This window comes from Streptomyces sp. NPDC039462 (assembly GCF_055639375.1).
In genome coordinates this window covers 444,701-470,284 of sequence record NZ_JBVKAO010000002.1, presented here as the reverse complement: position 1 = coordinate 470,284, position 25,584 = coordinate 444,701, and the positions used below count along the sequence as shown (strand labels likewise).

The 25,584-nt window shown below is 68.8% G+C and carries 24 protein-coding genes; 22 read left to right on the top strand and 2 right to left on the bottom strand.

Going from position 1 to position 25,584, the window contains the following annotated elements:
* Nucleotides 1-23: 23 nt before the first annotated feature.
* The 11 genes from ACZ7LU_RS12820 (at nt 24) to ACZ7LU_RS12770 (ending at nt 12,575) form a co-directional block, all read left to right on the top strand.
* Entirely contained in the window at nt 24-1,316 is a 1,293-nt protein-coding gene (locus ACZ7LU_RS12820; protein ID WP_398301206.1) for a homoserine dehydrogenase, read from the top strand.
* 6 nt (nt 1,317-1,322) lie between these two features.
* On the top strand, nt 1,323-2,381 hold the full coding sequence (gene thrC / locus ACZ7LU_RS12815; protein ID WP_398301208.1) for a threonine synthase: 1,059 nt from the start codon (nt 1,323-1,325) through the stop codon (nt 2,379-2,381).
* Nucleotides 2,382-2,624: 243 nt separating this feature from the next.
* A complete protein-coding gene (gene thrB / locus ACZ7LU_RS12810; RefSeq protein WP_398301210.1) occupies nt 2,625-3,542 on the top strand; it encodes a homoserine kinase in 918 nt (305 codons plus the stop codon).
* Between the two features lie 395 nt (nt 3,543-3,937).
* Nucleotides 3,938-6,007: a transcription termination factor Rho gene (rho, locus tag ACZ7LU_RS12805; RefSeq protein WP_471916699.1), complete on the top strand. Its 2,070-nt coding sequence runs from the start codon at nt 3,938-3,940 to the stop codon at nt 6,005-6,007.
* 319 nt (nt 6,008-6,326) lie between these two features.
* Nucleotides 6,327-7,439: an LCP family protein gene (locus ACZ7LU_RS12800; protein ID WP_398301215.1), complete on the top strand. Its 1,113-nt coding sequence runs from the start codon at nt 6,327-6,329 to the stop codon at nt 7,437-7,439.
* 181 nt (nt 7,440-7,620) lie between these two features.
* Entirely contained in the window at nt 7,621-7,842 is a 222-nt protein-coding gene (gene rpmE / locus ACZ7LU_RS12795) for a 50S ribosomal protein L31 (RefSeq protein WP_098244794.1), read from the top strand.
* Between the two features lie 115 nt (nt 7,843-7,957).
* Complete coding sequence (gene prfA / locus ACZ7LU_RS12790; RefSeq protein ID WP_398301218.1) at nt 7,958-9,034, top strand: peptide chain release factor 1; 1,077 nt, start codon at nt 7,958-7,960, stop codon at nt 9,032-9,034.
* A 44-nt stretch (nt 9,035-9,078) separates the two neighbouring features.
* Nucleotides 9,079-9,924 carry a peptide chain release factor N(5)-glutamine methyltransferase gene (prmC, locus tag ACZ7LU_RS12785; protein ID WP_398301220.1) on the top strand — a complete coding sequence of 282 codons (846 nt, stop codon included), beginning with the start codon at nt 9,079-9,081 and terminating at the stop codon, nt 9,922-9,924.
* 46 nt (nt 9,925-9,970) lie between these two features.
* The gene (locus tag ACZ7LU_RS12780; protein WP_362990246.1) at nt 9,971-10,618 is read left to right on the top strand and encodes an L-threonylcarbamoyladenylate synthase; all 648 of its coding nucleotides are present in this window, start codon (nt 9,971-9,973) and stop codon (nt 10,616-10,618) included.
* Nucleotides 10,615-11,268 carry an arsenate reductase/protein-tyrosine-phosphatase family protein gene (locus ACZ7LU_RS12775; RefSeq protein ID WP_362990248.1) on the top strand — a complete coding sequence of 218 codons (654 nt, stop codon included), beginning with the start codon at nt 10,615-10,617 and terminating at the stop codon, nt 11,266-11,268. Before ACZ7LU_RS12780 ends, ACZ7LU_RS12775 begins: the two co-directional genes overlap by 4 nt.
* A gap of 50 nt (nt 11,269-11,318) precedes the next feature.
* On the top strand, nt 11,319-12,575 hold the full coding sequence (locus ACZ7LU_RS12770) for a serine hydroxymethyltransferase (protein WP_471916698.1): 1,257 nt from the start codon (nt 11,319-11,321) through the stop codon (nt 12,573-12,575).
* Nucleotides 12,576-12,644: 69 nt separating this feature from the next.
* Here the strand turns inward: ACZ7LU_RS12770 and ACZ7LU_RS12765 are convergent, their stop codons facing one another.
* On the bottom strand, nt 12,645-13,040 hold the full coding sequence (locus ACZ7LU_RS12765) for a hypothetical protein (protein WP_468089707.1): 396 nt from the start codon (nt 13,038-13,040) through the stop codon (nt 12,645-12,647).
* A 506-nt stretch (nt 13,041-13,546) separates the two neighbouring features.
* Here ACZ7LU_RS12765 and ACZ7LU_RS12760 point away from each other — a divergent pair.
* From ACZ7LU_RS12760 to ACZ7LU_RS12710, 11 genes are all read left to right on the top strand, one after another.
* Complete coding sequence (locus tag ACZ7LU_RS12760; protein WP_468313748.1) at nt 13,547-14,857, top strand: MraY family glycosyltransferase; 1,311 nt, start codon at nt 13,547-13,549, stop codon at nt 14,855-14,857.
* Nucleotides 14,858-15,118: 261 nt separating this feature from the next.
* Entirely contained in the window at nt 15,119-15,556 is a 438-nt protein-coding gene (locus ACZ7LU_RS12755; RefSeq protein ID WP_468089705.1) for a hypothetical protein, read from the top strand.
* 276 nt (nt 15,557-15,832) lie between these two features.
* Entirely contained in the window at nt 15,833-16,603 is a 771-nt protein-coding gene (gene atpB / locus ACZ7LU_RS12750) for a F0F1 ATP synthase subunit A (protein ID WP_468089884.1), read from the top strand.
* A 72-nt stretch (nt 16,604-16,675) separates the two neighbouring features.
* A complete protein-coding gene (gene atpE / locus ACZ7LU_RS12745) occupies nt 16,676-16,921 on the top strand; it encodes an ATP synthase F0 subunit C (RefSeq protein ID WP_016643250.1) in 246 nt (81 codons plus the stop codon).
* 41 nt (nt 16,922-16,962) lie between these two features.
* Nucleotides 16,963-17,517: a F0F1 ATP synthase subunit B gene (locus ACZ7LU_RS12740; RefSeq protein ID WP_468089703.1), complete on the top strand. Its 555-nt coding sequence runs from the start codon at nt 16,963-16,965 to the stop codon at nt 17,515-17,517.
* The gene (locus ACZ7LU_RS12735) at nt 17,514-18,338 is read left to right on the top strand and encodes a F0F1 ATP synthase subunit delta (RefSeq protein ID WP_398301232.1); all 825 of its coding nucleotides are present in this window, start codon (nt 17,514-17,516) and stop codon (nt 18,336-18,338) included. Before ACZ7LU_RS12740 ends, ACZ7LU_RS12735 begins: the two co-directional genes overlap by 4 nt.
* Before the next feature lie 112 nt (nt 18,339-18,450).
* Entirely contained in the window at nt 18,451-20,043 is a 1,593-nt protein-coding gene (atpA, locus tag ACZ7LU_RS12730; protein WP_398301234.1) for a F0F1 ATP synthase subunit alpha, read from the top strand.
* A 20-nt stretch (nt 20,044-20,063) separates the two neighbouring features.
* Nucleotides 20,064-20,984 (top strand): F0F1 ATP synthase subunit gamma, encoded by a 921-nt coding sequence (locus ACZ7LU_RS12725; protein WP_398301236.1) that lies wholly within the window; start codon nt 20,064-20,066, stop codon nt 20,982-20,984.
* On the top strand, nt 20,984-22,426 hold the full coding sequence (gene atpD, locus ACZ7LU_RS12720; protein WP_362990266.1) for a F0F1 ATP synthase subunit beta: 1,443 nt from the start codon (nt 20,984-20,986) through the stop codon (nt 22,424-22,426). Before ACZ7LU_RS12725 ends, atpD begins: the two co-directional genes overlap by 1 nt.
* A gap of 131 nt (nt 22,427-22,557) precedes the next feature.
* A complete protein-coding gene (locus ACZ7LU_RS12715) occupies nt 22,558-22,932 on the top strand; it encodes a F0F1 ATP synthase subunit epsilon (protein ID WP_150172272.1) in 375 nt (124 codons plus the stop codon).
* Between the two features lie 144 nt (nt 22,933-23,076).
* The gene (locus ACZ7LU_RS12710) at nt 23,077-23,526 is read left to right on the top strand and encodes a DUF2550 domain-containing protein (RefSeq protein ID WP_398301239.1); all 450 of its coding nucleotides are present in this window, start codon (nt 23,077-23,079) and stop codon (nt 23,524-23,526) included.
* A 74-nt stretch (nt 23,527-23,600) separates the two neighbouring features.
* Here ACZ7LU_RS12710 and ACZ7LU_RS12705 read toward each other — a convergent pair whose 3' ends face one another.
* Complete coding sequence (locus ACZ7LU_RS12705) at nt 23,601-25,469, bottom strand: glycosyl hydrolase family 18 protein (RefSeq protein ID WP_398301241.1); 1,869 nt, start codon at nt 25,467-25,469, stop codon at nt 23,601-23,603.
* Between the last annotated feature and the right edge of the window lie 115 nt (nt 25,470-25,584).

The following is a 25,584-nucleotide window of genomic DNA, read 5'->3' as shown; positions in this document are numbered from 1 at the left end:
AGATGTATGAGAAGTGAGGTCGGATGATGCGTACGCGTCCGCTGAAGGTGGCGCTGCTGGGCTGTGGAGTGGTCGGCTCAGAGGTGGCGCGCATCATGACGACGCACGCCGACGACCTCACAGCCAGGATCGGCGCCCCGGTGGAGCTCGCCGGGGTCGCCGTCCGCCGGCCCTCCAAGGTGCGTGAGGGGATCGACCCGGACCTCATCACCACCGACGCGACCGCGCTGGTCAAGCGGGGCGACATCGACGTCATCGTCGAGGTGATCGGGGGGATCGAGCCCGCCAGGACCCTCATCACCACCGCCTTCGAGCACGGCGCCTCGGTCGTCTCCGCGAACAAGGCGCTCATCGCGCAGGACGGCGCCGCGCTGCACCAGGCCGCCGTCGAGCACGGCCGGGACCTCTACTACGAGGCCGCCGTCGCCGGTGCCATTCCGCTGCTCCGGCCGCTGCGCGAGTCCATGGCGGGAGACAAGGTCAACCGCGTCCTCGGCATCGTGAACGGCACGACGAACTTCATCCTCGATGCCATGGACACGACGGGGGCGGGCTACCAGGAAGCCCTGGACGAGGCCACCGCTCTCGGGTACGCGGAAGCCGACCCCACCGCCGACGTCGAGGGCTTCGACGCCGCCGCCAAGGCCGCGATCCTCGCCGGCATCGCCTTCCACACGCGCGTGCGTCTCGACGACGTGTACCGCGAGGGCATGACCGAGGTGACCGCCGCCGACTTCGCGTCCGCGAAGCGCATGGGCTGCACCATCAAGCTCCTCGCCATCTGCGAGCGGGCCGCCGACGGCGGGTCCGTCACCGCGCGCGTGCACCCCGCGATGATTCCGCTCAGCCACCCGCTGGCGTCGGTGCGCGGCGCGTACAACGCCGTCTTCGTCGAGGCCGAGGCCGCCGGGCAGCTCATGTTCTACGGGCCCGGCGCGGGCGGCTCGCCCACCGCGTCCGCAGTCCTCGGCGACCTCGTCGCCGTCTGCCGCAACAAGCTCGCCGAAGCCACCGGGCCCGGCGACTCCGCGTACACGCAGCTGCCCGTGAGCTCCATGGGCGAGGTCGTCACGCGCTACCACATCAGCCTCGACGTGGCCGACAAGCCGGGCGTCCTCGCCCAGGTCGCGACGGTCTTCGCCGAGCACGGCGTATCGATCGATACGGTCCGTCAGACGGGCAAGGACGGCGAGGCCTCCCTCGTCGTCGTCACCCACCGCGCGCCCGACGCCGCCCTCACCGGCACCGTCGACGCGCTGCGCAAACTCGACACCGTGCGTGGTGTCGCCAGCATCATGCGGGTTGAAGGGGAGTAAGCAGCAATGACCCACCAGTGGCGCGGAATCATCGAGGAGTACCGGGACCGTCTTCCGGTCTCCGGCACCACGCCGGTCGTGACGCTCGGCGAGGGCGGCACGCCGCTCGTGGCCGCCCAGGTGCTCTCCGAGCGCACGGGATGCGAGGTCCACCTCAAGGTCGAGGGTGCCAACCCCACCGGGTCCTTCAAGGACCGCGGCATGACCATGGCGATCACCAAGGCCAAGGAGGAGGGCGCGAAGGCCGTCATCTGCGCCTCCACCGGCAACACGTCGGCGTCCGCCGCCGCCTATGCCGTACGCGCGGGCATGGTCTGCGCGGTCCTCGTGCCGCAGGGCAAGATCGCGCTCGGCAAGATGGGCCAGGCCCTCGTCTACGGCTCGAAGATCCTCCAGGTCGACGGCAACTTCGACGACTGCTTGAACCTCGCTCGGGGCCTGTCGGACAACTACCCGGTGGCGCTGGTCAATTCGGTGAACCCGTTCCGCATCGAGGGCCAGAAGACCGCCTCGTTCGAGATCGTCGACGCCCTCGGCGACGCCCCCGACATCCACGTCCTTCCCGTCGGCAACGCCGGCAACATCACCGCCTACTGGAAGGGCTACAAGGAGTACGCGGCCGACGCGGTGTCGACCCGTACGCCCCGGATGTGGGGCTTCCAGGCCTCCGGTTCCGCGCCCATCGTGCGCGGCGAGGTGGTCAAGGACCCGTCGACGATCGCCACCGCGATTCGCATCGGCAACCCCGCGTCGTGGCAGTACGCGCTCGACGCGCGCGACGAGTCGGACGGCTTCATCGACGAGGTGACGGACCGTGAGATCCTGCGCGCCTACAAGCTGTTGGCGTCCCAGGAGGGTGTCTTCGTGGAGCCCGCGTCGGCCGCCTCGGTCGCCGGTCTGCTGAAGGCCGCCGAGCAGGGCAAGGTCGACAAGGGACAGCGCATCGTCTGCACCGTCACCGGCAACGGCCTCAAGGACCCGGACTGGGCCGTCGCGGGCGCCCCGCAGCCGGTCACCGTCCCGGTCGACGCGGCCGCCGCGGCCGAGCGCCTCGGCCTCGCGTAACCGCAGGCAAAACCCGCGACTCCGTACGGGGGGTGGCACAGGGGGCTTACGACACGCATCGTGCGCCTCCTGTGCGCCCTATGTCGCCACAGAACCTTCCTTCGATAGGCTGTACCGAACCCGCCCCGCCGCATATGCCGCGGTGCCGCCGTTGTTCGCGGCCTTCGGGTGTTCCGTACATGTGGCACGTACCGAAAAATACGCAGCCTCGAAAACACGCAGCTCAAGGAGAGTCATCGAGCGATGGCCGGTCCCGCGTTCCGCGCCGCCGCCGTCCGGGTGCGCACCCCCGCCACCAGCGCCAACCTCGGCCCGGGCTTCGACGCCCTCGGCCTGGCCCTGGGGCTGTACGACGACGTCGTCGTCCGGGTGGCCGACTCCGGCCTGAACATCGACATCGCGGGGGAGGGCAGCGAGACCCTGCCGCGCGACGAGTCGCACCTGCTCGTCCGGTCCCTGCGCACCGCCTTCGACCTGCTCGGCGGACAGCCGCGCGGTCTTGAGATCGTCTGCGCCAACCGCATCCCGCACGGCCGCGGCCTCGGCTCGTCGTCCGCCGCCATCTGCGCGGGCATCGTCGCCGCGCGCGCCGTGACGATAGGCGGCGAGGCCAGGCTCGACGACGCCGCGCTGCTCGACCTGGCCACCGAGATCGAGGGCCACCCCGACAACGTCGCCGCCTGTCTGCTCGGCGGCTTCACGCTCTCCTGGATGGACGGGGGAGCCGGGCGGGCGATCAGGATGGAACCCGCCGATTCCATCGTTCCGGTGGTTTTCGTCCCCGGCAAGCCCGTCCTCACCGAGATGGCGCGCGGCCTGCTCCCGCGCACCGTCCCGCACGTCGACGCGGCCGCCAACGCGGGCCGGGCGGCCCTGCTCGTCGAGGCCCTGACCAGGCGCCCCGAGCTGCTGCTGCCCGCCACGGAGGACCGGCTGCACCAGGAGTACCGCGCCCCGGCCATGCCGGAGAGCGCCGCCCTGGTGGAGCGGCTGCGCGCCGACGGCGTGCCCGCGATGATCTCCGGCGCGGGCCCCACGGTCCTCGCGCTGGTCGAAGACAGTGCGGCCGACAAGGTCGCACGACTGGCGGGGGAGGGCTGGGCGGCCAATCGCCTGGCGCTCGACGCCACGGGTACGAGCGTGCTGCCGCTCGCGCCCTGACGCAGTGAACAAAGGGATTTCGGGGTGTCCCGATCCTGAGAGGGGGAATGTTTGTTGGATCCGGTAGTGTTAATCTCAAGTCTGCACCCGACCTCACCATGGCGAGGTGCTTTGTGTCCCCGTCCGGGACAACCATTCTTCCGGGAGCCTCCCAAACTGCTTCGTGCCTTGCACTGAGCGGTCCTGAGCACGCTCCGGAACCGGCGTGACCGAGCCGGGTGACCACCGCACATCAGTGGCACCGCACCGGGAATCGCCATCACCAATGAATTCTTCCGCCGCGTTGGCGGACCACCGCCCCGGCACGGTCCACAGAATGCAAGGACCGATCGTCGGACAGCACAACCGGTCGCCGAGCCAGACAGGCCGACGTCCGCTCCAGGGAAGGACCCTTCGTGAGCGACACCACCGATCTGATGGGCGTGACTGCCGACACGCCCGCCACGGACGCCTCCGCGGCGCCTGCCACCGGTGCTTCGGCCGGGTCCCGGCGGCGCCGCGGCACCGGCCTTGAGGGCATGGTGCTGGCGGAACTGCAGCAGGTCGCATCGGGCCTTGGAATCAAGGGCACCGGGCGCATGCGCAAGAGCCAGCTGATCGAGGTCATCAAGGAGGCGCAGGCAGGGGGCGGAGCCCCGGCGAAGAGCGCCGCGGCTTCCGGTGAGACCACCGAGACCAAGCCCAAGCGCCGGGCCACCTCGAAGGCCCGTACGGGCGAGGACGCCGCCGAGCCCGCCGCCAAGGCGGCCAAGGCCGACGACGCCAAGGGCGCCAAGGCCGAGAAGGCCGCGACCCAGCAGCAGATCGACATCCCCGGCCAGCCCGCCGGCGGCCCCGGCCGCACGAGCGAGGCCGAGCGCGGGGGAGACGACCAGCCGACCGAGCGCCGTCGGCGTCGCGCCACCGCCGAGGCGGGCAGCCCGGAGACCGTCACCGCCGAGGCGAAGACCGAGGCCAAGGGCGACGCGTCCGAGGCCAAGGGCGACAAGGGCGGCGACAACTCCGGCGACGGCGCCGAGGGCCGCCGCGACCGCCGTGACCGGCAGGGCCGCGGCCGCGACCGCGACCGCCGCGGCAACAAGGGCGACGACCAGCAGGGTGGCGGCCGTCCGGACCGCCAGGACCGGCAGGACCGCCAGGACCGTCAGCAGCAGGGCGGCGGCCGTCAGGACCGTCAGGACCGCCAGCGTGACAACGGTCCTCAGGACGACGATGACTTCGAGGGTGGCCGTCGTGGCCGCCGCGGCCGCTACCGCGACCGCCGTGGCCGCCGCGGCCGCGACGAGCAGGGCTTCGGCAACGAGCCGCAGGTCTCCGAGGACGACGTCCTGATCCCCGTCGCGGGCATCCTGGACATCCTCGACAACTACGCGTTCATCCGTACGTCGGGCTACCTCCCCGGTCCCAACGACGTGTACGTCTCGCTGGCCCAGGTCCGCAAGAACGGCCTGCGCAAGGGCGACCACGTCACGGGCGCGGTCCGCCAGCCCAAGGACGGCGAGCGCCGCGAGAAGTTCAACGCGCTCGTGCGCCTCGACTCCGTCAACGGCATGGCGCCCGAATCCGGGCGCGGGCGACCGGAGTTCAACAAGCTGACGCCCCTTTACCCGCAGGACCGGCTCCGCCTGGAGACCGACCCGGGCGTGCTGACGACCCGCATCATCGACCTCGTCGCGCCCATCGGCAAGGGCCAGCGCGGTCTGATCGTGGCCCCGCCGAAGACCGGCAAGACCATGATCATGCAGGCCATCGCCAACGCGATCACGCACAACAACCCCGAGTGCCACCTGATGGTCGTCCTGGTCGACGAGCGTCCGGAAGAGGTCACCGACATGCAGCGGTCGGTGAAGGGCGAGGTCATCTCCTCGACCTTCGACCGCCCGGCCGAGGACCACACCACGGTCGCCGAGCTCGCCATCGAGCGCGCCAAGCGCCTGGTCGAGCTGGGCCACGACGTCGTCGTGCTGCTCGACTCGATCACCCGTCTGGGCCGTGCGTACAACCTCGCGGCGCCGGCCTCCGGCCGCATCCTGTCCGGTGGTGTCGACTCGACGGCCCTGTACCCGCCGAAGCGCTTCTTCGGTGCCGCGCGCAACATCGAGGACGGCGGCTCGCTGACCATCATGGCCACCGCGCTGGTCGACACCGGCTCGCGCATGGACGAGGTGATCTTCGAGGAGTTCAAGGGCACCGGCAACCTCGAGCTCAAGCTGGACCGCAAGCTCTCCGACAAGCGGATCTTCCCGGCGGTGGACGTGGACTCGTCCAGCACCCGTAAGGAAGAGATCCTGCTCGGCAGCGACGAGCTCGCCATCACCTGGAAGCTGCGCCGCGTGCTGCACGCGCTCGACCAGCAGCAGGCGATCGAGCTGCTTCTCGACAAGATGAAGCAGACGAAGTCGAACGCCGAGTTCCTGCTGCAGATCCAGAAGACGACGCCGACGCCGGGCAACGGCAACGACTAGTCGTCCTCAGCGGTCCCAGAGCCGCCCCGTCACTCCTGTGACGGGGCGGCTCTGCTGTTGCCCGGCGTGACCGGAGCGAGACCTTGGCCACACGTCTAAGAGATTCTCACGGTCACTGCGGGTAGCACGGAAGCGGTTGAAAGCGCAGGTGAGGGGCTGAAATGGGGGCGCTGGGGCCACTCTCCGTAGTGGTCGGATCCCGTGGCGCACACAGGGCGTCGTGCAACCCTTCTTTCGGTTTTGCCGTCTGACAAGTGACGGAAAGCCACGCCTGGCCCTGAAAGCAGGGGGTAACCGACCGACGAGGACTGAGGAGCGCATGACCGACGAGAGCAGGGCCGCCGACGCGCCGAGGCGCGGCAAGCGCGGTCGCCGCCGCAAGCCGCGCAGCAAGCGCAAGAAGGTGCTCGTCGTCACGGCCTGGACCGCCGCGGGGGCGGCCGTCCTCGGAGGCACCGGCCTCGGCTACGTCTACTTCAAGCTCAACGGCAACATCAAGGGCGTCGACATCAACGCCGCGCTCGGCACCGACCGCCCCATGGACATCGACAACGGCTCCCAGGACATCCTCGTCCTCGGCTCCGACTCGCGCTCCGGCGACAACGCCAAGTACGGCAAGGACGAGGGCGCGGCCCGCTCGGACACCGCGATGATCGTGCACGTCTACAAGGGCCACAAGAAGGCCAGCGTCGTCTCCATACCCCGCGACACCCTCATATCCAGGCCGGACTGCAAGACCGATGACGGCAAGGACGCGCCGGGCGCCGAGCGGCAGATGTTCAACACGGCGTACGAGGTGGGCGGCCCCGCCTGCGCCGTCAAGACCGTCGAGAAAATGTCCGGCATCCGGATGGACCACTACGTGGAAGTCGATTTCACGGGCTTCAAGAAGCTCATCGACACCCTCGGCGGCGTCGACATCACCACCAAGAAGGACATCAGGGACAAGGACAGTCACCTGAACCTGGACGCCGGCACCCACACGCTCGACGGCGAGCAGGCCCTCGGCCTGGTCCGCACCCGGCACGGCGTCGGCGACGGCAGCGACCTCGGCCGCATCCAGCTCCAGCAGGCCTTCATCAAGGCCCTCCTCGACCAGGTCAAGGACGTCGGGGTCTTCAGCAACCCCAAGAAGCTGTTCGACCTGGCGAACGACGCGACCAGCGCCATCACCACCGACTCCGACCTGAACGACGTCAAGAGCCTCGCGAGCTTCGCGAACGGCCTCAAGGGCATCGGCGCGGGCGACATGAAGATGGTCACGCTGCCCATCCAGTACGACCCCGCAGACCCCAACCGCGTCCTCCCCCTGGAGGAGGCCGACCAGCAGGTCTGGGACGCCCTCAGGGCCGACAAGGCGATACCCAAGTCCGCCACCGAGAAGTCGGCCGGCGACAAGGGCGACGTGGGCGACGTGGTGGCCGGTCACTGACCCGGCCGGGCACCCGCCCGGCACCCGCCCGGCACCCGCCGGGAGCCCGCCAGGAATAGAACGGCGCCCACCCCGGTTTTGGGAGATACGGCCGGTCCTGGCAGACTGGTACGTCGGCCCCGGTTCACGTACGAGCAATCCGCGCGTACGACCCGGCGCCCTCCCGAAACTAGGAGACACCTTGAAGCGCGACATCCACCCCGAGTACGTCGAGACCCAGGTCAGCTGCACCTGCGGTGCGTCGTTCACCACCCGCAGCACGATCTCCAGCGGCACCGTCCGTGCCGAGGTCTGCTCCGAGTGCCACCCGTTCTACACGGGCAAGCAGAAGATCCTCGACACCGGTGGCCGCGTGGCCCGCTTCGAGGCCCGCTTCGGCAAGGCTGCAGGCGCCAACAAGTAGCGAGCCACTGCGCCGGTCATCGGCCGCCCTCGGGAGGGGGTGGCCGGGACCGGCGCTTTTGCCGTCCCGCAGCCGATTCGCGTAGAACCACCGCGTAGAAAACCAGGAGCCCCCGATGTTCGAGGCGGTCGAGGAACTGATCGGCGAGCACGCCGATCTCGAGAAGAAGCTCGCCGACCCGTCGGTCCACGCCGACCAGGCCAACGCGCGCAAGCTCAACAAGCGCTACGCCGAGCTGACCCCGATCGTGGCGACGTACCGCTCCTGGAAGCAGACCGGGGACGACATCGAGACCGCGCGCGAGTACGCCGCCGCCGACCCGGACTTCGCCGCCGAGCTCAAGGACCTGGAGCGGCAGCGCGAGGCCATCACCGAGAAGCTGCGGCTGCTGCTCGTGCCCCGGGACCCGTCCGACGACAAGGACGTCATCCTGGAGATCAAGGCGGGCGCGGGCGGCGACGAGTCGGCCCTGTTCGCCGGCGACCTCCTGCGCATGTACCTGCGGTACGCCGAGCGCGTCGGCTGGAAGACCGAGATCATCGACTCCACCGAGTCCGAGCTCGGCGGCTACAAGGACGTCCAGGTCGCCGTGAAGACCAAGGGCGGCCAGGGCGCCACCGAGCCGGGCCAGGGCGTCTGGGCGCGGCTGAAGTACGAGGGCGGCGTGCACCGCGTGCAGCGCGTGCCCTCCACCGAGTCCCAGGGCCGCATCCACACCTCCGCGGCCGGCGTGCTCGTGACGCCCGAGGCCGAGGAGATCGACGTCGAGATCCACGCGAACGACCTGCGGATCGACGTCTACCGCTCCTCCGGGCCCGGCGGCCAGTCCGTCAACACCACCGACTCCGCGGTGCGCATCACGCACCTGCCCACCGGCGTCGTCGCCTCCTGCCAGAACGAGAAGAGCCAGCTGCAGAACAAGGAGCAGGCGATGCGCATTCTGCGCTCCCGGCTCCTCGCCGCGGCCCAGGAGGAGGCGGAGAGCAAGGCGGCGGACGCCCGCCGCAGCCAGGTCCGCACCGTCGACCGCTCCGAGAAGATCCGGACGTACAACTACCCGGAAAACCGGATCTCGGACCACCGCGTCGGCTTCAAGGCGTACAACTTGGACCAGGTGCTCGACGGCGACCTCGACGCGGTCATCCAGGCCTGCGTCGACGCGGACTCCGCGGCCAAGCTCGCCGCCGCTTGAGGCACCCCCGTACGACCCGTCCCGACCCGCCCCGGAGGACCAGCGTGAACCTGCTGCTCGCGGAAGTGGCCCAGGCCACCCAGCGGCTGGCCGACGCAGGCGTGCCCTCGCCGCGCAACGACGCGGAAGAGCTGGCCGCCTTCGTGCACGGCGTGAAGCGGGGCGAGCTGCACTCCGTCAAGGACGCCGACTTCGACGCCCGCTACTGGGAGACCGTCGCGCGGCGCGAGGCCCGCGAGCCGCTGCAGCACATCACGGGGCGGGCCTTCTTCCGCTACCTGGAGCTGCAGGTCGGCCCCGGCGTCTTCGTGCCGCGCCCGGAGACCGAGTCCGTCGTCGGCTGGGCCATAGACGCCGTCCGCGCGATGGACGTCGTCGAGCCGCTCATCGTCGACCTGTGCACCGGCTCCGGCGCCATCGCGCTCGCCATGGCGCAGGAGGTCCCGCGCTCGCGCGTGCACGCCGTGGAGCTGTCCGAGGACGCCCTCAAATGGACGCGGAAGAACGTCGAGGGATCCAGGGTCGAGCTGCGGCGGGGAGACGCCAGGGACGCCTTCCCGGAGCTCGACGGACAGGTCGACCTCGTGATCTCCAACCCGCCGTACATCCCGCTCACCGAATGGGAGTACGTCGCCCCGGAGGCCCGCGACTACGACCCCGAACTCGCCCTCTTCTCCGGCGAGGACGGCCTCGACCTGATCCGCGGCATCGAGCGCACCGCCCACCGGCTGCTGCGCCCCGGCGGAGTCGTCGTCATCGAACACGCGGACACCCAGGGCGGCCAGGTCCCGTGGATCTTCACCGAGGAGCGGGGCTGGGCCGACGCGGCCGACCACCCCGACCTCAACAACAGGCCGCGCTTCGCGACCGCCCGCAGGGCGATGCCGTGACGACCCAGAACATCAGTGTCAGCTTTTCAGTGAGGAGTCCGGACTAATGGCACGGCGATACGACACCAACGACGCGACCGACCGTACGACCGGTCTGCGCGAGGCCGCGTCCGCCGTCCGCCGTGGCGAGCTGGTCGTGCTGCCCACCGACACCGTCTACGGCATCGGCGCCGACGCCTTCACCCCGGAGGCGTGCTCCGACCTGCTGGACGCCAAGGGCCGCGGCCGCAACATGCCGACGCCCGTCCTGATCGGCTCGCCGAACACGCTGCACGGCCTGGTGACCGACTTCTCCGAGATGGCCTGGGAGCTCGTCGACGCCTTCTGGCCCGGCGCCCTGACCCTGGTCGCCAAGCAGCAGCCGTCGCTCCAGTGGGACCTCGGCGACACCCGCGGCACGGTCGCCATCCGCATGCCGCTGCACCCCGTCGCCATCGAACTGCTCACCGAGGTCGGCCCCATGGCCGTCTCCTCGGCGAACCTCACGGGGCACCCCGCCCCGGAGAACTGCGACGCCGCGCAGGAGATGCTCGGCGACTCCGTCTCCGTGTACCTGGACGGCGGCCCGACCCCCGGCATCGTCCCGTCGTCGATCGTCGACGTCACGGGCAAGGTGCCGGTGCTGCTGCGCGCGGGCGCGCTGACCGCGGACGAGCTGCGCAAGGTGGTACCCGACCTCGAGGTGGCGAATTGACAGCCCCTGAGACGGGGCGTGGCATAGCGGGCTTCCCGGGCTCTGCGGACGCCTTCCGCATCCTCCACGTCAGCACCGGCAACGTGTGCCGCTCACCCATCACCGAGCGGCTGACCAGGCATGCCCTGGCCGACCGCCTCGGCGACCCGCTCACCGGCGGTCTCATCGTGGAGAGCGCGGGCACCTGGGGCCACGAGGGCGCCCCCATGGAGACCAACGCCGAGACGGTCCTCGCCGACTTCGGCGCGGACGCCAGCGGCTTCATGGGGCGCGAGCTCCTCGACGATCACGTCATCCGCGCCGACCTGGTCCTGACCGCCACGCGCGACCACCGGGCGCAGGTCATCTCCATGGGCCACTCGGCGGGCCTGCGCACCTTCACGCTCAAGGAGTTCACCCGGCTCGTGCGGGCCATAGACCCGACGACCCTGCCCGAGCCCGACGGCAACGGCGTGGTCGAGCGGGCGCGGGCCCTGGTCCGGGCCGCCGCGGCGCTGCGCGGCTGGCTCCTCGCGCCGAACGTGGAGGCCGACGAGGTGTACGACCCGTACGGGGCGCCCCTGCCGTTCTTCCGTTCCGTGGGCGACGAGATCAACCAGGCACTCGACCCGGTGGTGACGGCGCTGACCGGGGTGCCCGCGCACATGTAGCGGCCTACATTGGATCTGAGGTCACCCCCCGCACGGCCCCGGAGCCCACGATGTCGCTCAGCACGGTCAGCACCGCACCCACCGCTTCCGCCGCGTACACGGATCTCGAGGGGCTGCGGAGGCAGGACCCCGAGCTGGCCGACGTCCTCATCGGCGAGGTCGCCCGGCAGTCCGACGCGCTCCAGCTGATCGCCGCCGAGAACTTCACGTCGCCCGCCGTCCTCACCGCCCTCGGCTCGCCGCTCGCCAACAAGTACGCCGAGGGCTACCCCGGCGCCCGCCACCACGGCGGCTGCGAACTGGTCGACGTCGCCGAGCGGATCGCCGTCGACCGCGCCAAGGCCCTGTTCGGCGCCGAGCACGCCAACGTACAGGCGCACTCCGGGTCCTCCGCCGTCCTCGCCGCGTACGCCGCGCTGCTGCGGCCCGGCGACACGGTCCTGGCCCTCGGGCTGCCGTACGGCGGACACCTCACGCACGGCTCGCCCACGAACTTCTCCGGCAGGTGGTTCGACTTCGTCGGCTACGGAGTGGACCCCGAGAGCGGCCTGCTCGACTACGACCAGGTGCACGCCCTCGCCCGCTCGCACCGGCCCAAGGCCATCGTGTGCGGCTCGATCTCCTACCCCCGGCACATCGACTACGCGGCCTTCCGCGAGATCGCCGACGACGTGGGCGCCTACCTCATCGCCGACGCCGCGCATCCCATGGGCCTGGTCGCCGGGGGAGCGGCGCCCAGCCCGGTGCCGTACGCGGACGTCGTCTGCGCGACCACCCACAAGGTCCTGCGCGGCCCGCGAGGCGGCCTCCTGCTGTGCGGGGCGGACCTCGCCGAACGAATCGACAGGGCCGTCTTCCCGTTCACTCAGGGCGGCGCCCAGATGCACACGATCGCCGCCAAGGCCATCGCGTTCGGGGAGGCGGCGACACCGGCCTTCACGACGTACGCCCATCAGGTGGTCGAGCACGCACGGACCCTCGCGGCGGCGCTGGCCGCGGCGGGGTTCGCGATCGCCACGGGCGGCACGGACACACACCTGGTGCTCGCCGACCCCGCCCCCCTGGGCGTCGACGCACGCACCGCCCGCGCCAGGCTCGCGGCGGCCGGCATCTTCCTCGACACCTGCGCCCTGCCCCACGGCGACACCCGCGGCCTCCGACTCGGCACAGCCGCCGTCACCACCCAGGGCATGACCGCCCCGGAGATGGCCCGCATCGCGGCCCTGCTGGCCGAGGCGGTGCACGAGGAGTCGAACGTACGAGAAGAGGTACGCGAACTGGTGGGAAGATTTCCGCCCTACCAGTAATAGGTGCAATCACAAGTCGAGCCCGGGCGGCGTGTGACCGCCGACCGGGCTCGACTTTTAGTTGCAGCCTCAGCAGGCCTTTACCTTGCGCGGCTTGTCAGGGCCGAAGTGTCCCGTCTCGTAGTACCACTTCACGGTCTTCCTTGGCTTCACCTTCTTGCAGGAAAGGTCTTCCGCGAACTGGATATCGACCTTGCGCTTCACGGTGCGGTTTCCGCAGTTCTTGTAGTAGATGTTCCAGCGCTTGTTCCCCCACGGGCCGGGCCCGTCATCGAGCCGCTTGATGGTGCCGCCGCACCTCAGCCGCTGGACCTCAGCCATGTCCCCCGTGGCGGCGGAGACGTCTGCCTTTTCTACGACAGAGCGGGGTGCACTCGCAGAGTCGTCGGCCGTTGCCGGGACCGCGAGCCCTATAGAACCTGCGACCATCGCTGCTGCCGCAACGATGCCCATTGCCTTACGCATTTGTCTCCTTGGTCAGAAGAGGAGGTAAAGGCATCGGCTACGCATTTATGGATTCGCGCCGATTCCCCGTTTGCGCGTTATTTCTATCGCGGAGGCCTGGGCCCTTCCAAGCAGTTCATGTGGTTGAGATGCGTACGATATGTACGCTGTCCTGAAGGCAACTTGCAAAGCTGATCACGAGCTGATCGGAGCCGAAGGGTGTGATCAAGAAAGGGCAGGTAAAGCGCTTGTGCAGCAGCTCCCTCCGCTTCAAGGGGAAGCGCCATCGAGAGCAGGTTGGCGGTTTTCCGTTGCCTCCGGCGTGGCGTTTCCCCGAGAATCGCGTACTGCGGAGAGGCCACGCGCGCCCTGCCCGGGCACTCACGGGCCGGGCGGAGTCGGGCCTGGTGGTGCCAGTTATCTTCTGACGGAGGAGACTCGTGACGAGAACGTGAGTGGGCACGACCGTGAGGCTCACGAAGCTAGGGTGTGAGCCGAGATGGCCAGCGAGACCTGTGGGGAAGCCCGTGCGTGAATACCTGCTGACGCTCTGCATCACGGCTGCGGTGACCTACCTGCTGACCGGCCCGGTGCGGAAGTTCGCGATCGTGGCCGGTGCCATGCCGGAGATCCGCGCTCGTGACGTGCACCGGGAGCCGACGCCCCGGCTCGGCGGGATCGCGATGTTCTTCGGCCTGTGCGCGGGCCTCCTGGTCGCCGACCACCTGCCGAACCTGAACACGGTCTTCGAGAACTCCAACGAGCCGCGCGCGCTGCTCTCCGGGGCGGCGCTGATCTGGCTCATCGGCGTCCTGGACGACAAGTTCGAGATCGACGCGCTGATCAAGCTCGGCGGCCAGATGATCGCCGCCGGCGTCATGGTCATGCAGGGTCTGACGATCCTGTGGATCCCGGTCCCCGGCGTCGGCACGGTCTCGCTCACCTCCGGCCAGGGCACCCTCCTGACGGTCGCGCTCGTCGTCATCACGATCAACGCCGTCAACTTCGTCGACGGCCTCGACGGCCTCGCGGCGGGCATGGTGTGCATCGCCTCGGCGGCGTCCTTCATGTACGCCTACCGCATCTGGTACGGCTACGGCATCGAGGCCGCGGCCCCCGCCACGCTCTTCGCCGCCATCCTCATGGGCATGTGCCTCGGCTTCCTGCCGCACAACATGCACCCGGCCAGGATCTTCATGGGCGACTCGGGCTCGATGCTCATCGGCCTCGTCCTCGCCGCGGGCGCCATCTCCGTCACCGGGCAGGTCGACCCCGCCGCGATGAAGCTGAACTTCGGCGGCGGCCGCGACGCCACTCACGCGATGCTGCCGGTCTTCATCCCGCTCCTGATGCCGCTCACGATCATCGCGATCCCCTTCGCGGACCTGGTCCTCGCGATCGTCCGGCGCACCTGGAACGGCAAGTCGCCGTTCGCCGCGGACCGCGGCCACCTGCACCACCGGCTCCTGGAGATCGGCCACTCGCACAGCCGCGCGGTGCTGATCATGTACTTCTGGTCGGCGCTCATCGCCTTCGGCACCGTCGCGTACTCCGTGCACTCGACGAGCATGTGGATCCTGCTGATGATCGTCGCCCTCAGCGGCCTCGGTCTCGTGCTGCTCCTCCTGCCGCGCTTCACCCCGCGCACGCCGCGGTGGGCGGAGGCCTTCGTGCCGCCGCGCTACCGGCGCCGTGCCGCTGCCGCCGCCGAACCGGCCGCCCACGACGCGATGCCGGCGGAGGAGGAGGCTCCGGTCCCCGTGGGCGTCAACGGAGCGACCGCGATCGGCGCCCGCTCGCGCTTCGAGGAGCGACGGGAAGCCGAGACGTCCCGTTGACGCCCGATCCTAAAACGCCCCATTACCAGACAAGTCGGCCCGCTGCGTGCACATGCGCGCGGATTACTTCTCATGTGTGACAGTGGGCACACCCAGCAGGTAAAGACCTCATCAAATAGTTTGTGATACGGTTCACGAGATCCCGGGATAGAGCCGAAGGACCGTAGTGCGACGGTCCATTGGCCCGAGGGCCCCTCTCGACCCGGGTCTACGCTCGTCCATGACGACACCCTGCCCCCATCAGTAAGCGGAGCTGCCGCCATGCCGTCTCAAGACACCCGAAATCTCCTCCAGTCCGCTGTGCCCACAGCTGCCGTCGGCGCGATCGTCGCCGCTGTCAGTGCCGTGGTGGCCGGCGGAAAGGGGGCCATCGGGGCTGTCGTCGGCACCCTGGTCGTCATCGCCTTCATGGGGCTCGGTCTCTTCGTCCTGCAGCGGACGGCAAAATCGCTTCCGCAGCTGTTCCAGGCGATGGGCATGATGCTTTATGTCGCCCAACTCCTGTTGCTGCTCGTCTTCATGGGCCTGTTCAAGGACACGGATCTCTTCAATCCGAGGGCCTTCGCGGCCGCGCTTGTGGCGGCGACCATCGTGTGGATGGCCGCACAGGCCCGCGCGCACATGAAGGCCAAGATCCTTTATGTCGAGCCCGACTCGGATAAGAGCGAGAAGCAGGAGAAGTCGGGGTCCTCGCAGTGAAGGGTAGGGGCGGGATAAATGCCCGTTCGAGATGCTGCTATCGTCCGGTGCCAACTGCGGCACTGCTGGCGCGGGCATCTGAGCTGACGCCTGCACGATCGCGAGGCTCGATGCCTGAACGCCGCTCACACTTCCGAAACACCAGTCCGGTGCCGAACCGCGGCCGCGTGCCGCGCCGACACGACAACGAGGTTGCCGTACCTATGCGTCACGCCGAAGGAGCCCGCGGTGAGTGCTGACCAAAATGAGCTCGCCTTTGACTGGAGCTGTCGGATCATGTCCGACAACGGCTGTGGCTTCCCGGCTCCGGGTCTGCACTCGTTCCTCTTCAAGCCGATCTTCACCGTCGGCGGGTTCGAGTTCAACAAGGTCATGCTGCTCGCCCTGCTGACCACGCTCGTCGTCGTCACCTTCTTCTACGTGGCGTTCGGCAAGGCCAAGCTGGTCCCGGGCAAGCTGCAGATGATGGGCGAGGCGGGATACGACTTCGTACGCCGCGGCATCGTCTACGAGACGATGGGCAAGAAGGACGGCGAGAAGTACGTCCCGCTCATGGTCTCGCTGTTCTTCTTCATCTGGATCATGAACATCTGGTCCGTGATCCCGCTGACCCAGTTCCCGGTCTCGTCGATCATCGCCTACCCGGCGGTGCTGGCGGCCGTGGTCTACCTGGTGTGGGTGCCCCTCACTTTCAAGAAGCACGGCTTCGTGGGCGGCTGGAAGAACATCACCGGTTACGACAACTCGCTCGGCCCGATCAAGTGGCTCGTGTCGTTCATCGAGTTCTTCTCGAACCTGCTCGTGCGTCCCTTCACGCACGCGGTGCGACTGTTCGCCAACATGTTCGCCGGTCACCTGATGCTGGTGATGTTCACCGTCGCCTCCTGGTACCTGCTGAACAGCTGGATGATCCCGGCGGCCGGCGTCTCCTTCGTGATGACGATGGGCATGATCCTCTTCGAGCTTTTCGTGCAGGCCGTCCAGGCGTACGTCTTCGTGCTCCTCGCCTGCTCGTACATCCAGGGCGCTCTGGCCAAGCACCACTGAGCCCCTCCCCGAAACCCCTAAGCGCCCGGTGGCCAACCCCCACCGGTCCATGAAAGAGAAGGAAGTAACGGCATGTCCGCGACTCTCGAGCTCGCCGCCCTCCAGGGTGACATCAAGGCCCTCGGCTCCATCGGCTACGGCCTCGCGGCCATCGGCCCCGGCATCGGTGTTGGCATCGTCTTCGGTAAGGGCACCGAGGCCCTGGCTCGTCAGCCCGAAGCTGCCGGTCTGATCCGTGCCAACCAGATCCTCGGCTTCGCCTTCTGTGAGGCGCTCGCCCTCATCGGCATCGTCATGCCGTTCGTCTACGGCTCCTGATCGCCCGAGACGATTAGTCCCGTTCGACGAAAGGCAATGATGTGATCGCCAACCTGGTACAGCTGGCGGCCGAGCATGGCGAGGAGCAGAACCCTCTCATGCCGCCCGGTCCTGAGCTGCTCGTCGGCGCCATCGCCTTCGCCATCGTCTTCTTCTTCTTCTGGAAGAAGCTCCTCCCGAACATCAACAAGGTTCTGGAAGAGCGCCGGGAGGCGATCGAAGGCGGTATCGAGAAGGCCGAGGCCGCTCAGACCGAGGCCCAGAGCGTTCTTGAGCAGTACAAGGCTCAGCTCGCCGAGGCCCGGCACGAGGCCGCGCGTCTGCGCCAGGAGGCGCAGGAGCAGGGCGCCACGCTCATCGCCGAGATGCGGGCCGAAGGCCAGCGTCAGCGCGAGGAGATCGTCGCCGCCGGTCACGCCCAGATCGAGGCCGACCGCAAGGCCGCCGCGCAGTCGCTGCGTCAGGACGTCGGCCAGCTGGCCACCGCCCTGGCCGGCAAGCTCGTCGGCGAGTCCCTGGAGGACTCCGCCCGCCAGAGCCGCACGATCGACCGCTTCCTCGACGAGCTCGAGGAGAAGGCCGAGGCAGCTCGATGACAGCGCACGGAGCGAGCCGCGAGGCCCTGGCCGCCGCGCGCGAGCGTCTCGACGCGCTGACGGACAGCACCTCGGTCGACGCCAAGCAGCTCGCGGATGAGCTTGCCGCCGTCACGGCGCTGTTCGCCCGCGAGGTCTCGCTGCGCCGGGTCCTGACCGACCCGTCGCAGTCCGGTGAGGCCAAGGCCGAGCTTGCGGGGCGCCTGCTGTCCGGCCAGGTGGGCGGCGAGACCGCCGACCTGGTGGCCGGCATGGTCCGCTCGCGCTGGTCGCAGTCGCGAGACCTGGTGGACGCTCTCGAAGAGCTCGCCATCCTCGCCGACCTGACCGGCGCGCAGCAGGCCGGCGCCCTGGACAACGTCGAGGACGAGCTCTTCCGGTTCGGCCGGATCGTCTCTTCCAGCACCGAGCTGCGGGCCGCGCTGACCGACCGCGCCGCGACGGGCACGGCCAAGAGCGAGCTGCTGCGCAGCCTGCTCGGGGGTCGCGCCGAGGACGTCACGGAGCGTCTCGTCGAGCGCCTCGTCACCGCGCCGCGTGGACGTAGCCTGGAAGAGGGACTGGAGTCCCTCGCCAAGCTGGCCGCGGACCGCCGCAACCGCATGGTCGCCGTCGTCACTTCCGCCGTTCCGCTCTCGGACCGGCAGAAGGAGCGCCTCGGCGCCGTCCTGGCGAAGGTGTACGGACGCCAGATGCACCTCAACCTCGACGTGGACCCCACGGTCCTCGGCGGGATCAGGGTCCAGGTGGGCGACGAGGTCATCAACGGCTCCATCGCGGACCGTATCGAGGAAGCCGGCCGCCGCGTGGCCGGTAGTTAAGACAAAGAAGCACGACCTACGGCCCTAGTTGGGCCGTGCAGAGGATTCCTGGGGGCTGACCCCAGACCCCCCAAGAAAACTTCGGGCCCAACAAGGAGAGCAGGGAACCCAGATGGCGGAGCTCACGATCCGGCCGGAGGAGATCCGGGACGCGCTGGAGAACTTTGTCCAGGCGTACAAGCCGGACGCGGCCTCGCGCGAGGAGGTCGGTACGGTCACCCTTGCCGGCGACGGCATCGCGAAGGTCGAGGGCCTGCCCTCGGCCATGGCCAACGAGCTGCTGAAGTTCGAGGACGGGACCCTCGGTCTCGCGCTGAACCTTGAAGAGCGCGAGATCGGTTCGATCGTCCTCGGCGAGTTCAGCGGTATCGAAGAGGGCCAGTCGGTCAGCCGTACCGGCGAGGTGCTGTCGGTCGCCGTCGGCGAGGGCTACCTCGGCCGCGTCGTCGACCCGCTCGGCAACCCGATCGACGGCCTCGGCGAGATCGAGACCAGCGGACGTCGTGCCCTCGAGCTGCAGGCCCCCACGGTCATGCAGCGCAAGTCGGTGCACGAGCCGATGGAGACCGGCTACAAGGCCGTCGACGCGATGACCCCGATCGGCCGTGGCCAGCGTCAGCTGATCATCGGTGACCGCCAGACCGGCAAGACCGCCCTGGCCGTCGACACGATCATCAACCAGCGCGACAACTGGCGCACGGGCGACGTGAACAAGCAGGTGCGCTGCATCTACGTCGCCATCGGTCAGAAGGGCTCCACCATCGCCTCCGTGCGCGGTGCCCTCGAAGAGGCCGGCGCGCTGGAGTACACGACCATCGTCGCCGCCCCGGCGTCCGACCCGGCGGGCTTCAAGTACCTGGCGCCCTACACCGGTTCGGCCATCGGCCAGCAGTGGATGTACGAGGGCAAGCACGTCCTCATCATCTTCGACGACCTCTCGAAGCAGGCCGACGCCTACCGCGCCGTGTCCCTGCTGCTCCGCCGCCCGCCGGGGCGCGAGGCCTACCCGGGTGACGTCTTCTACCTGCACTCGCGTCTGCTCGAGCGCTGCGCGAAGCTCTCGGACGAGCTGGGCAAGGGCTCGATGACCGGTCTGCCGATCGTCGAGACCAAGGCGAACGACGTGTCGGCGTTCATCCCGACCAACGTCATCTCCATCACCGACGGCCAGTGCTTCCTGGAGTCGGACCTCTTCAACGCCGGTCAGCGCCCCGCGCTGAACGTCGGTATCTCCGTCTCCCGAGTCGGTGGTTCCGCGCAGCACAAGGCGATGAAGCAGGTCTCGGGCCGCCTCCGCGTGGACCTCGCCCAGTTCCGTGAGCTGGAGGCGTTCGCCGCCTTCGGTTCCGACCTGGACGCCGCGTCGAAGGCGCAGCTGGAGCGCGGCCAGCGCATGGTCGAGCTGCTCAAGCAGCCGCAGTACGAGCCGATGGCGACCGAGGACCAGGTCGTCTCCGTGTGGGCCGGTACCACCGGTCGCATGGACGACGTGCCGGTCAACGACATCCGTCGCTTCGAGCGTGAGCTCCTCGCCTACCTGCACCGGCAGGAGCAGGGCCTCATGACCTCCATCAAGGAGGGCGGCAAGATGTCGGACGACACGCTGCAGGCCGTCGGCGACGCGATCGCGGCGTTCAAGAAGCAGTTCGAGACCTCGGACGGGAAGCTTCTCGGCGAGGACGCTCCGGCCGCCGCCGGCAAGTGACGACGGAAGGGACCTGACTCATGGGAGCCCAGCTCCGGGTCTATAAGCGTCGCATCAAATCCGTCACCGCGACCAAGAAGATCACCAAGGCGATGGAGATGATCGCCGCCTCGCGCGTGGTCAAGGCCCAGCGCAAGGTGGCGGCGTCCACGCCGTACGCGACCGAGCTCACCCGCGCGGTCACGGCGGTCGGCACCGGCTCGAACACGAAGCACCCGCTGACGACCGAGCCGGAGACGGCGACCCGTTCCGCGGTGCTGCTCCTCACGAGCGACCGCGGACTGGCCGGCGCCTTCAACTCGAACGCCATCAAGGCCGCGGAGCAGCTGACCGCGCGCCTGGAGGCCGAGGGCAAGGAGGTCGACACGTACATCGTCGGCCGCCGCGGTCTGTCCCACTACAACTTCCGCGAGCGCAAGGTCGTGGAGTCGTGGTCGGGTTTCACCGACGAGCCCACGTACGCGGACGCCAAGAAGGTCGCGGTGCCGCTGATCGAGGCCATCGAGAAGGAGACGGCGGAGGGCGGCGTGGATGAACTCCACATCGTCTACACCGAGTTCATCTCGATGATGACGCAGACGGCCATCGACGGCCGCCTGCTGCCGCTCAGCCTCGAAGAGGTGGCGGAAGAGTCGAAGTCCACCAAGGACGAGATCCTTCCGCTGTACGACTTCGAGCCGTCGGCGGAGGACGTCCTCGACGCCCTGCTGCCGCGCTACGTCGAGAGCCGTATCTACAACGCGATGCTCCAGTCGGCTGCCTCCAAGCACGCCGCCACGCGCCGCGCGATGAAGTCGGCGACCGACAACGCCGGGGATCTGATCAACAGCCTCTCCCGGCTTGCCAACGCGGCCCGCCAGGCCGAAATCACCCAGGAAATCAGCGAGATCGTCGGCGGCACAGCAGCGCTGGCCGACGCGACCGCGGGGAGTGACAAGTAATGACGACCACTGTTGAGACGGCCGTTGCCACGGGCCGCGTCGCCCGGGTGATCGGCCCGGTCGTCGACGTGGAGTTCCCCGTCGACGCGATGCCGGAGATCTACAACGCCCTGCACGTCCAGGTCGACGACCCGTCGACCGAGGGCGCGAAGAAGACGCTGACCCTCGAGGTCGCCCAGCACCTGGGTGACGGCGTGGTCCGCGCGATCTCGATGCAGCCCACCGACGGCCTGGTCCGCCAGGCCCCGGTCACCAACACCGGCAAGGGCATCTCGGTGCCGGTCGGCGACGTGACCAAGGGCCGCGTGTTCAACACCCTCGGTGAGGTGCTGAACGACGACCCGTCCACGGTCGCCGACGCCGAGCGCTGGACGATCCACCGCAAGGCCCCGGCCTTCGACCAGCTCGAGTCCAAGACCGAGATGTTCGAGACCGGCCTGAAGGTCGTCGACCTTCTCACCCCGTACGTCAAGGGTGGAAAGATCGGTCTGTTCGGTGGTGCCGGTGTCGGCAAGACCGTGCTGATCCAGGAAATGATCGTCCGTGTGGCCAAGCTGCACGACGGTGTCTCCGTCTTCGCCGGTGTCGGCGAGCGCACCCGTGAGGGCAACGACCTCATGGTCGAGATGGAGGAAGCCGGCGTTCTGGACAAGACCGCGCTGGTCTTCGGCCAGATGGACGAGCCGCCGGGCACGCGTCTGCGCGTCGCCCTGGCCGGTCTGACCATGGCGGAGTACTTCCGCGATGTGCAGAAGCAGGACGTGCTGTTCTTCATCGACAACATCTTCCGCTTCACCCAGGCCGGTTCCGAGGTCTCGACCCTGCTCGGCCGCATGCCGTCCGCGGTGGGTTACCAGCCGAACCTGGCCGACGAGATGGGTCTCCTCCAGGAGCGCATCACGTCGACCCGTGGTCACTCGATCACCTCGATGCAGGCGATCTACGTCCCCGCGGACGACCTGACCGACCCGGCCCCGGCCACCACGTTCGCCCACCTCGACGCGACGACGGTTCTCTCCCGTCCGATCTCCGAGAAGGGCATCTACCCGGCCGTGGACCCGCTGGACTCCACGTCCCGCATCCTGGACCCGCGCTACATCGCGCAGGACCACTACGACTGCGCCATGCGCGTCAAGGGAATCCTGCAGAAGTACAAGGACCTCCAGGACATCATCGCGATCCTCGGTATCGACGAGCTCAGCGAGGAAGACAAGCTCGTCGTCGCCCGTGCCCGTCGCGTGGAGCGCTTCCTGTCGCAGAACACCCACGCCGCCAAGCAGTTCACCGGCGTGGACGGCTCGGACGTGTCCCTCGAGGAGTCGATCGCGGCGTTCAACGCGATCTGCGACGGCGAGTACGACCACTTCCCCGAGCAGGCCTTCTTCATGTGCGGTGGTCTCGAGGACCTGAAGAAGAACGCCAAGGAGCTCGGCGTCTCCTGAGCTCAGTAGCTCAAACGGAGAGGGGCGGGGGCACCCCGCACAGGGGCAGTGTCCCGCCCCTCCCCGTACGCCCACTAGAATTTGACCCAACACCCGGCTGAACCGCCGGGTGGTGACCCGAGGAGCCACTCTTGGCTGCTGAGCTGCATGTCGAGCTGGTCGCAGCGGACCGCAGTGTCTGGTCCGGTGAGGCCACCCTGGTCGTCGCGCGCACCACGTCCGGCGACATCGGCGTCATGCCCGGTCACCAGCCGCTGCTCGGTGTGCTGGAGTCGGGCCCGGTGACCATTCGTACGAGCGACGGCGGCACGGTCGTGGCCGCCGTCCACGGAGGATTCATCTCCTTCGCGGACGACAAGCTGTCGCTGCTCGCCGAGATCGCGGAGCTTTCCGACGAGATCGACGTCAAGCGTGCGGAGCGGGCGCTGGAGCGCGCGAAGTCGGAGGCCGACGCCTCCGCCGAGCGGCGCGCCGACGTCCGACTGCGTGCGGTGGCGACGCGCTGACCCCAGCGCGCGGCGTAACGTGACTCAGCCGCGGCCAGGTCCGGGAAGGTTCCGGACCGGGTCGCGGCTGAGGCAATGCGGGTGCAATGTATTGGTCCGTTGTCGGCCCGTCGGCCGACAGTAGAGGCGAGGAGGTCGGTGCCGATGATCCTCACTCTGCTCGTGTGCGGACTTGCTTTGATCGTGCTGGTTCTGGTGGGGCTCTTCGTCTTCGGACTGCGCCGCCGGCTGATCCAGCGCTCCGGCGGCACCTTCGACTGCTCCCTGCGCTGGGACGCCCCGGAGAAGGGCGACACGTCCGGCAAGGGCTGGGGGTACGGGGTCGCCCGCTACAACGGCGACCGCGTCGAGTGGTTCCGCGTCTTCTCGTATGCTCCCCGGCCGCGCCGGGTCCTCGAGCGCTCCGCCATCGAGGTCGTGGACCGCCGCGCCCCGGATGGCGAGGAGGAGCTGGCCCTGCTCTCCGACGCGATCGTCCTGGGCTGCCTGCACCGTGGCGTCCGCCTGGAACTGGCGATGAGCGAGGACGCGCTGACGGGTTTCCTGGCGTGGCTGGAGGCGGCACCTCCGGGCCAGCGCGTGAACGTGGCGTAGTACTTCCCGTACGGCATGAAGAAGCCGGGAAGACAGGGGGCGATCCTGTCTTCCCGGCTTCGTATCAGGGACGGCTACTTCAGGCCGTCATTGATGGCCGACACCAACTCTCCGTTGGCCGTATCGCCACTGAACTCCCAGAAGAACGCCCCACCAAGCCCCTGCTCCTTGGCCCAGGCCATCTTGGAGCGAACGGTCGACGGCGTGTCGTACGACCACCAGTTGCTGCCGCAGTGGGCATAGGCGGTACCGGCAACCGTGCCGTTGGACGGGCAGGAGTTCTTGAGGACCTTGTAGTCCTCGATGCCCTGCTCATAGGTGCCCGGCGCGGGCCCCGTCGCGGTGCCGCCGGGCTCCTTCTGGGTGACGCCGGTCCAGCCCCGCCCGTAGAAGCCGATGCCGAGCAGCAGCTTCGAGGCGGGCACGCCCTTGGCCTTGAGCTTGGCGATGGCGGCCGCGGAGTTGAAGCCCTCCTGCGGGATGCCCGGGTAGGACGTGAGCGGCGAGTGCGGTGCCGTCGGCCCCTTCGCCGCCCACGCGCCGAAGAAGTCGTACGTCATGACGTTGTACCAGTCGCTGTACTGCGCCGCGCCGCCGTAATCCGCGGAGTCGATCTTGCCGCCGCTGGAGGCGTCGGCGGTGATGGCGGCGGTGACGAGGTTCTTCGCGCCGAACTCGGTGCGGAAGGCCTGCATCATGTTCTTGAAGACGGCCGGGCCCGACGTGTCGCAGGACAGGCCGCAGGCGTTCGGGTACTCCCAGTCCAGGTCGATGCCGTCGAAGACGTCGGCCCAGCGCGGGTCCTCGACCAGGTCGTGGCAGGACTTGGCGAAGGCCGCCGGGTTCTTCATGGCGTCGGTGAAGCCGCCGGACCAGGTCCAGCCGCCGAAGGACCAGAGGATCTTGATGTTCGGGTACTTGGCCTTGAGCTTGCGCAGCTGGTTGAAGTTGCCGCGCAGCGGCTGGTCCCAGGTGTCGGCTACGCCGTCGACGGACTGGTCGGCGGTGTAGGCCTTGTCGATGGCGGCGTAGGAGTCGCCCATGGTGCACTTGCCGCCCTGGACGTTGCCGAAGCTGTAGTTGATGTGCGTGATCTTCTCGGCGGAGCCGGAGGTCGCGATGTTCTTCGCGTGGTAGTTGCGCTGGTAGACGCCCCACTCGGTGAAGTAGCCGAGTTTGACCTTGTCGCCGGGGCCGGGGCCCGGGTCGCCGCCGCCGGTGGTGCGGACCTTGACGGCGCCGCTGGCGGGTCCCGTCTGGCCTGCGGTGTCGCGGGCCTGGACGGTGTACGAGTAGTCGGTTCCCTTGGTCAGCCCCGTGTCGGAGTACGAGGTCTCCGTCACCGTCGCGACCTTGGCGCCGTCGCGCAGGACGTCGTAGTTCTTGACGCCCTTGTCGTCGGTTGCGGCCTTCCAGTCGAGCTTGACCGAGGTGTCGGTGATGCCGGAGGCGGTCGGGGTGCCGGGGGCGCTCGGCGGGTTGTCGCCGGGGACGCCGCCGCCGTCACAACTCGCGCCGTTCAGCTCGCAGTTGGAGGGGGCGCCGGAGCCGGTGCCGTTGAAGCCGAAGGAGACCGAGGCGCCGGGGGCGAGCGTCCCGTTCCAGCCGAGGTTCTTGGCGGTCCAGCGGTTGCCCGAGTTGGTGACGGTGGCGTCCCAGGCCGACGTCACCCTGGTGCCGGTGGGGAAGTCCCAGGCGACGTTCCAGGAGCTGATGCTCGTGGTGCCGGTGTTCTTGATCGTCCACTTGCCCTCGAAGCCGCTGCCCCAGTCCTGGGTCTTGGCGTACGTGGCGGTGGCCTCGGGGGCGGCGTCGGGTGCCGCCTCGGCGGAGGAGCCGAGGGCGACCAGGGTGGCGAGCGGGAGCAGCAGCGTGGTGACGCCCGCCACGGCCTTGTGTCTGAATTTGAGTCTCGAGCGGTTGGTGCTCTTCTTGAAGCGCACGAGGTGCTCCTCGGGTGAGATCCGGGGGTCTTAGGGGTTGGGACCCTGCGCCGCCCGTGAGCACGTGGACACGTGGGGGAGTGCTCACCGCAGTGCGGTGAGAATAGAAAGGTCT

Excerpts from the sequence above, each read along its gene's own strand:
- atpE (WP_016643250.1), top strand. The coding sequence starts at position 16,676 with ATGTCCGCGACTCTCGAGCTCGCCGCCCTCCAGGGTGACATCAAGGCC.
- ACZ7LU_RS12725 (WP_398301236.1), top strand. The coding sequence starts at position 20,064 with ATGGGAGCCCAGCTCCGGGTCTATAAGCGTCGCATCAAATCCGTCACC.
- thrB (WP_398301210.1), top strand. The coding sequence starts at position 2,625 with ATGGCCGGTCCCGCGTTCCGCGCCGCCGCCGTCCGGGTGCGCACCCCC.
- ACZ7LU_RS12765 (WP_468089707.1), bottom strand. The coding sequence starts at position 13,040 with ATGCGTAAGGCAATGGGCATCGTTGCGGCAGCAGCGATGGTCGCAGGT.
- atpB (WP_468089884.1), top strand. The coding sequence starts at position 15,833 with ATGTCCGACAACGGCTGTGGCTTCCCGGCTCCGGGTCTGCACTCGTTC.
- atpA (WP_398301234.1), top strand. The coding sequence starts at position 18,451 with ATGGCGGAGCTCACGATCCGGCCGGAGGAGATCCGGGACGCGCTGGAG.
- ACZ7LU_RS12710 (WP_398301239.1), top strand. The coding sequence starts at position 23,077 with ATGATCCTCACTCTGCTCGTGTGCGGACTTGCTTTGATCGTGCTGGTT.
- ACZ7LU_RS12800 (WP_398301215.1), top strand. The coding sequence starts at position 6,327 with ATGACCGACGAGAGCAGGGCCGCCGACGCGCCGAGGCGCGGCAAGCGC.
- ACZ7LU_RS12755 (WP_468089705.1), top strand. The coding sequence starts at position 15,119 with ATGCCGTCTCAAGACACCCGAAATCTCCTCCAGTCCGCTGTGCCCACA.
- ACZ7LU_RS12780 (WP_362990246.1), top strand. The coding sequence starts at position 9,971 with ATGGCACGGCGATACGACACCAACGACGCGACCGACCGTACGACCGGT.
- prfA (WP_398301218.1), top strand. The coding sequence starts at position 7,958 with ATGTTCGAGGCGGTCGAGGAACTGATCGGCGAGCACGCCGATCTCGAG.
- ACZ7LU_RS12770 (WP_471916698.1), top strand. The coding sequence starts at position 11,319 with ATGTCGCTCAGCACGGTCAGCACCGCACCCACCGCTTCCGCCGCGTAC.
- thrC (WP_398301208.1), top strand. The coding sequence starts at position 1,323 with ATGACCCACCAGTGGCGCGGAATCATCGAGGAGTACCGGGACCGTCTT.
- atpD (WP_362990266.1), top strand. The coding sequence starts at position 20,984 with ATGACGACCACTGTTGAGACGGCCGTTGCCACGGGCCGCGTCGCCCGG.
- ACZ7LU_RS12820 (WP_398301206.1), top strand. The coding sequence starts at position 24 with ATGATGCGTACGCGTCCGCTGAAGGTGGCGCTGCTGGGCTGTGGAGTG.
- ACZ7LU_RS12735 (WP_398301232.1), top strand. The coding sequence starts at position 17,514 with ATGACAGCGCACGGAGCGAGCCGCGAGGCCCTGGCCGCCGCGCGCGAG.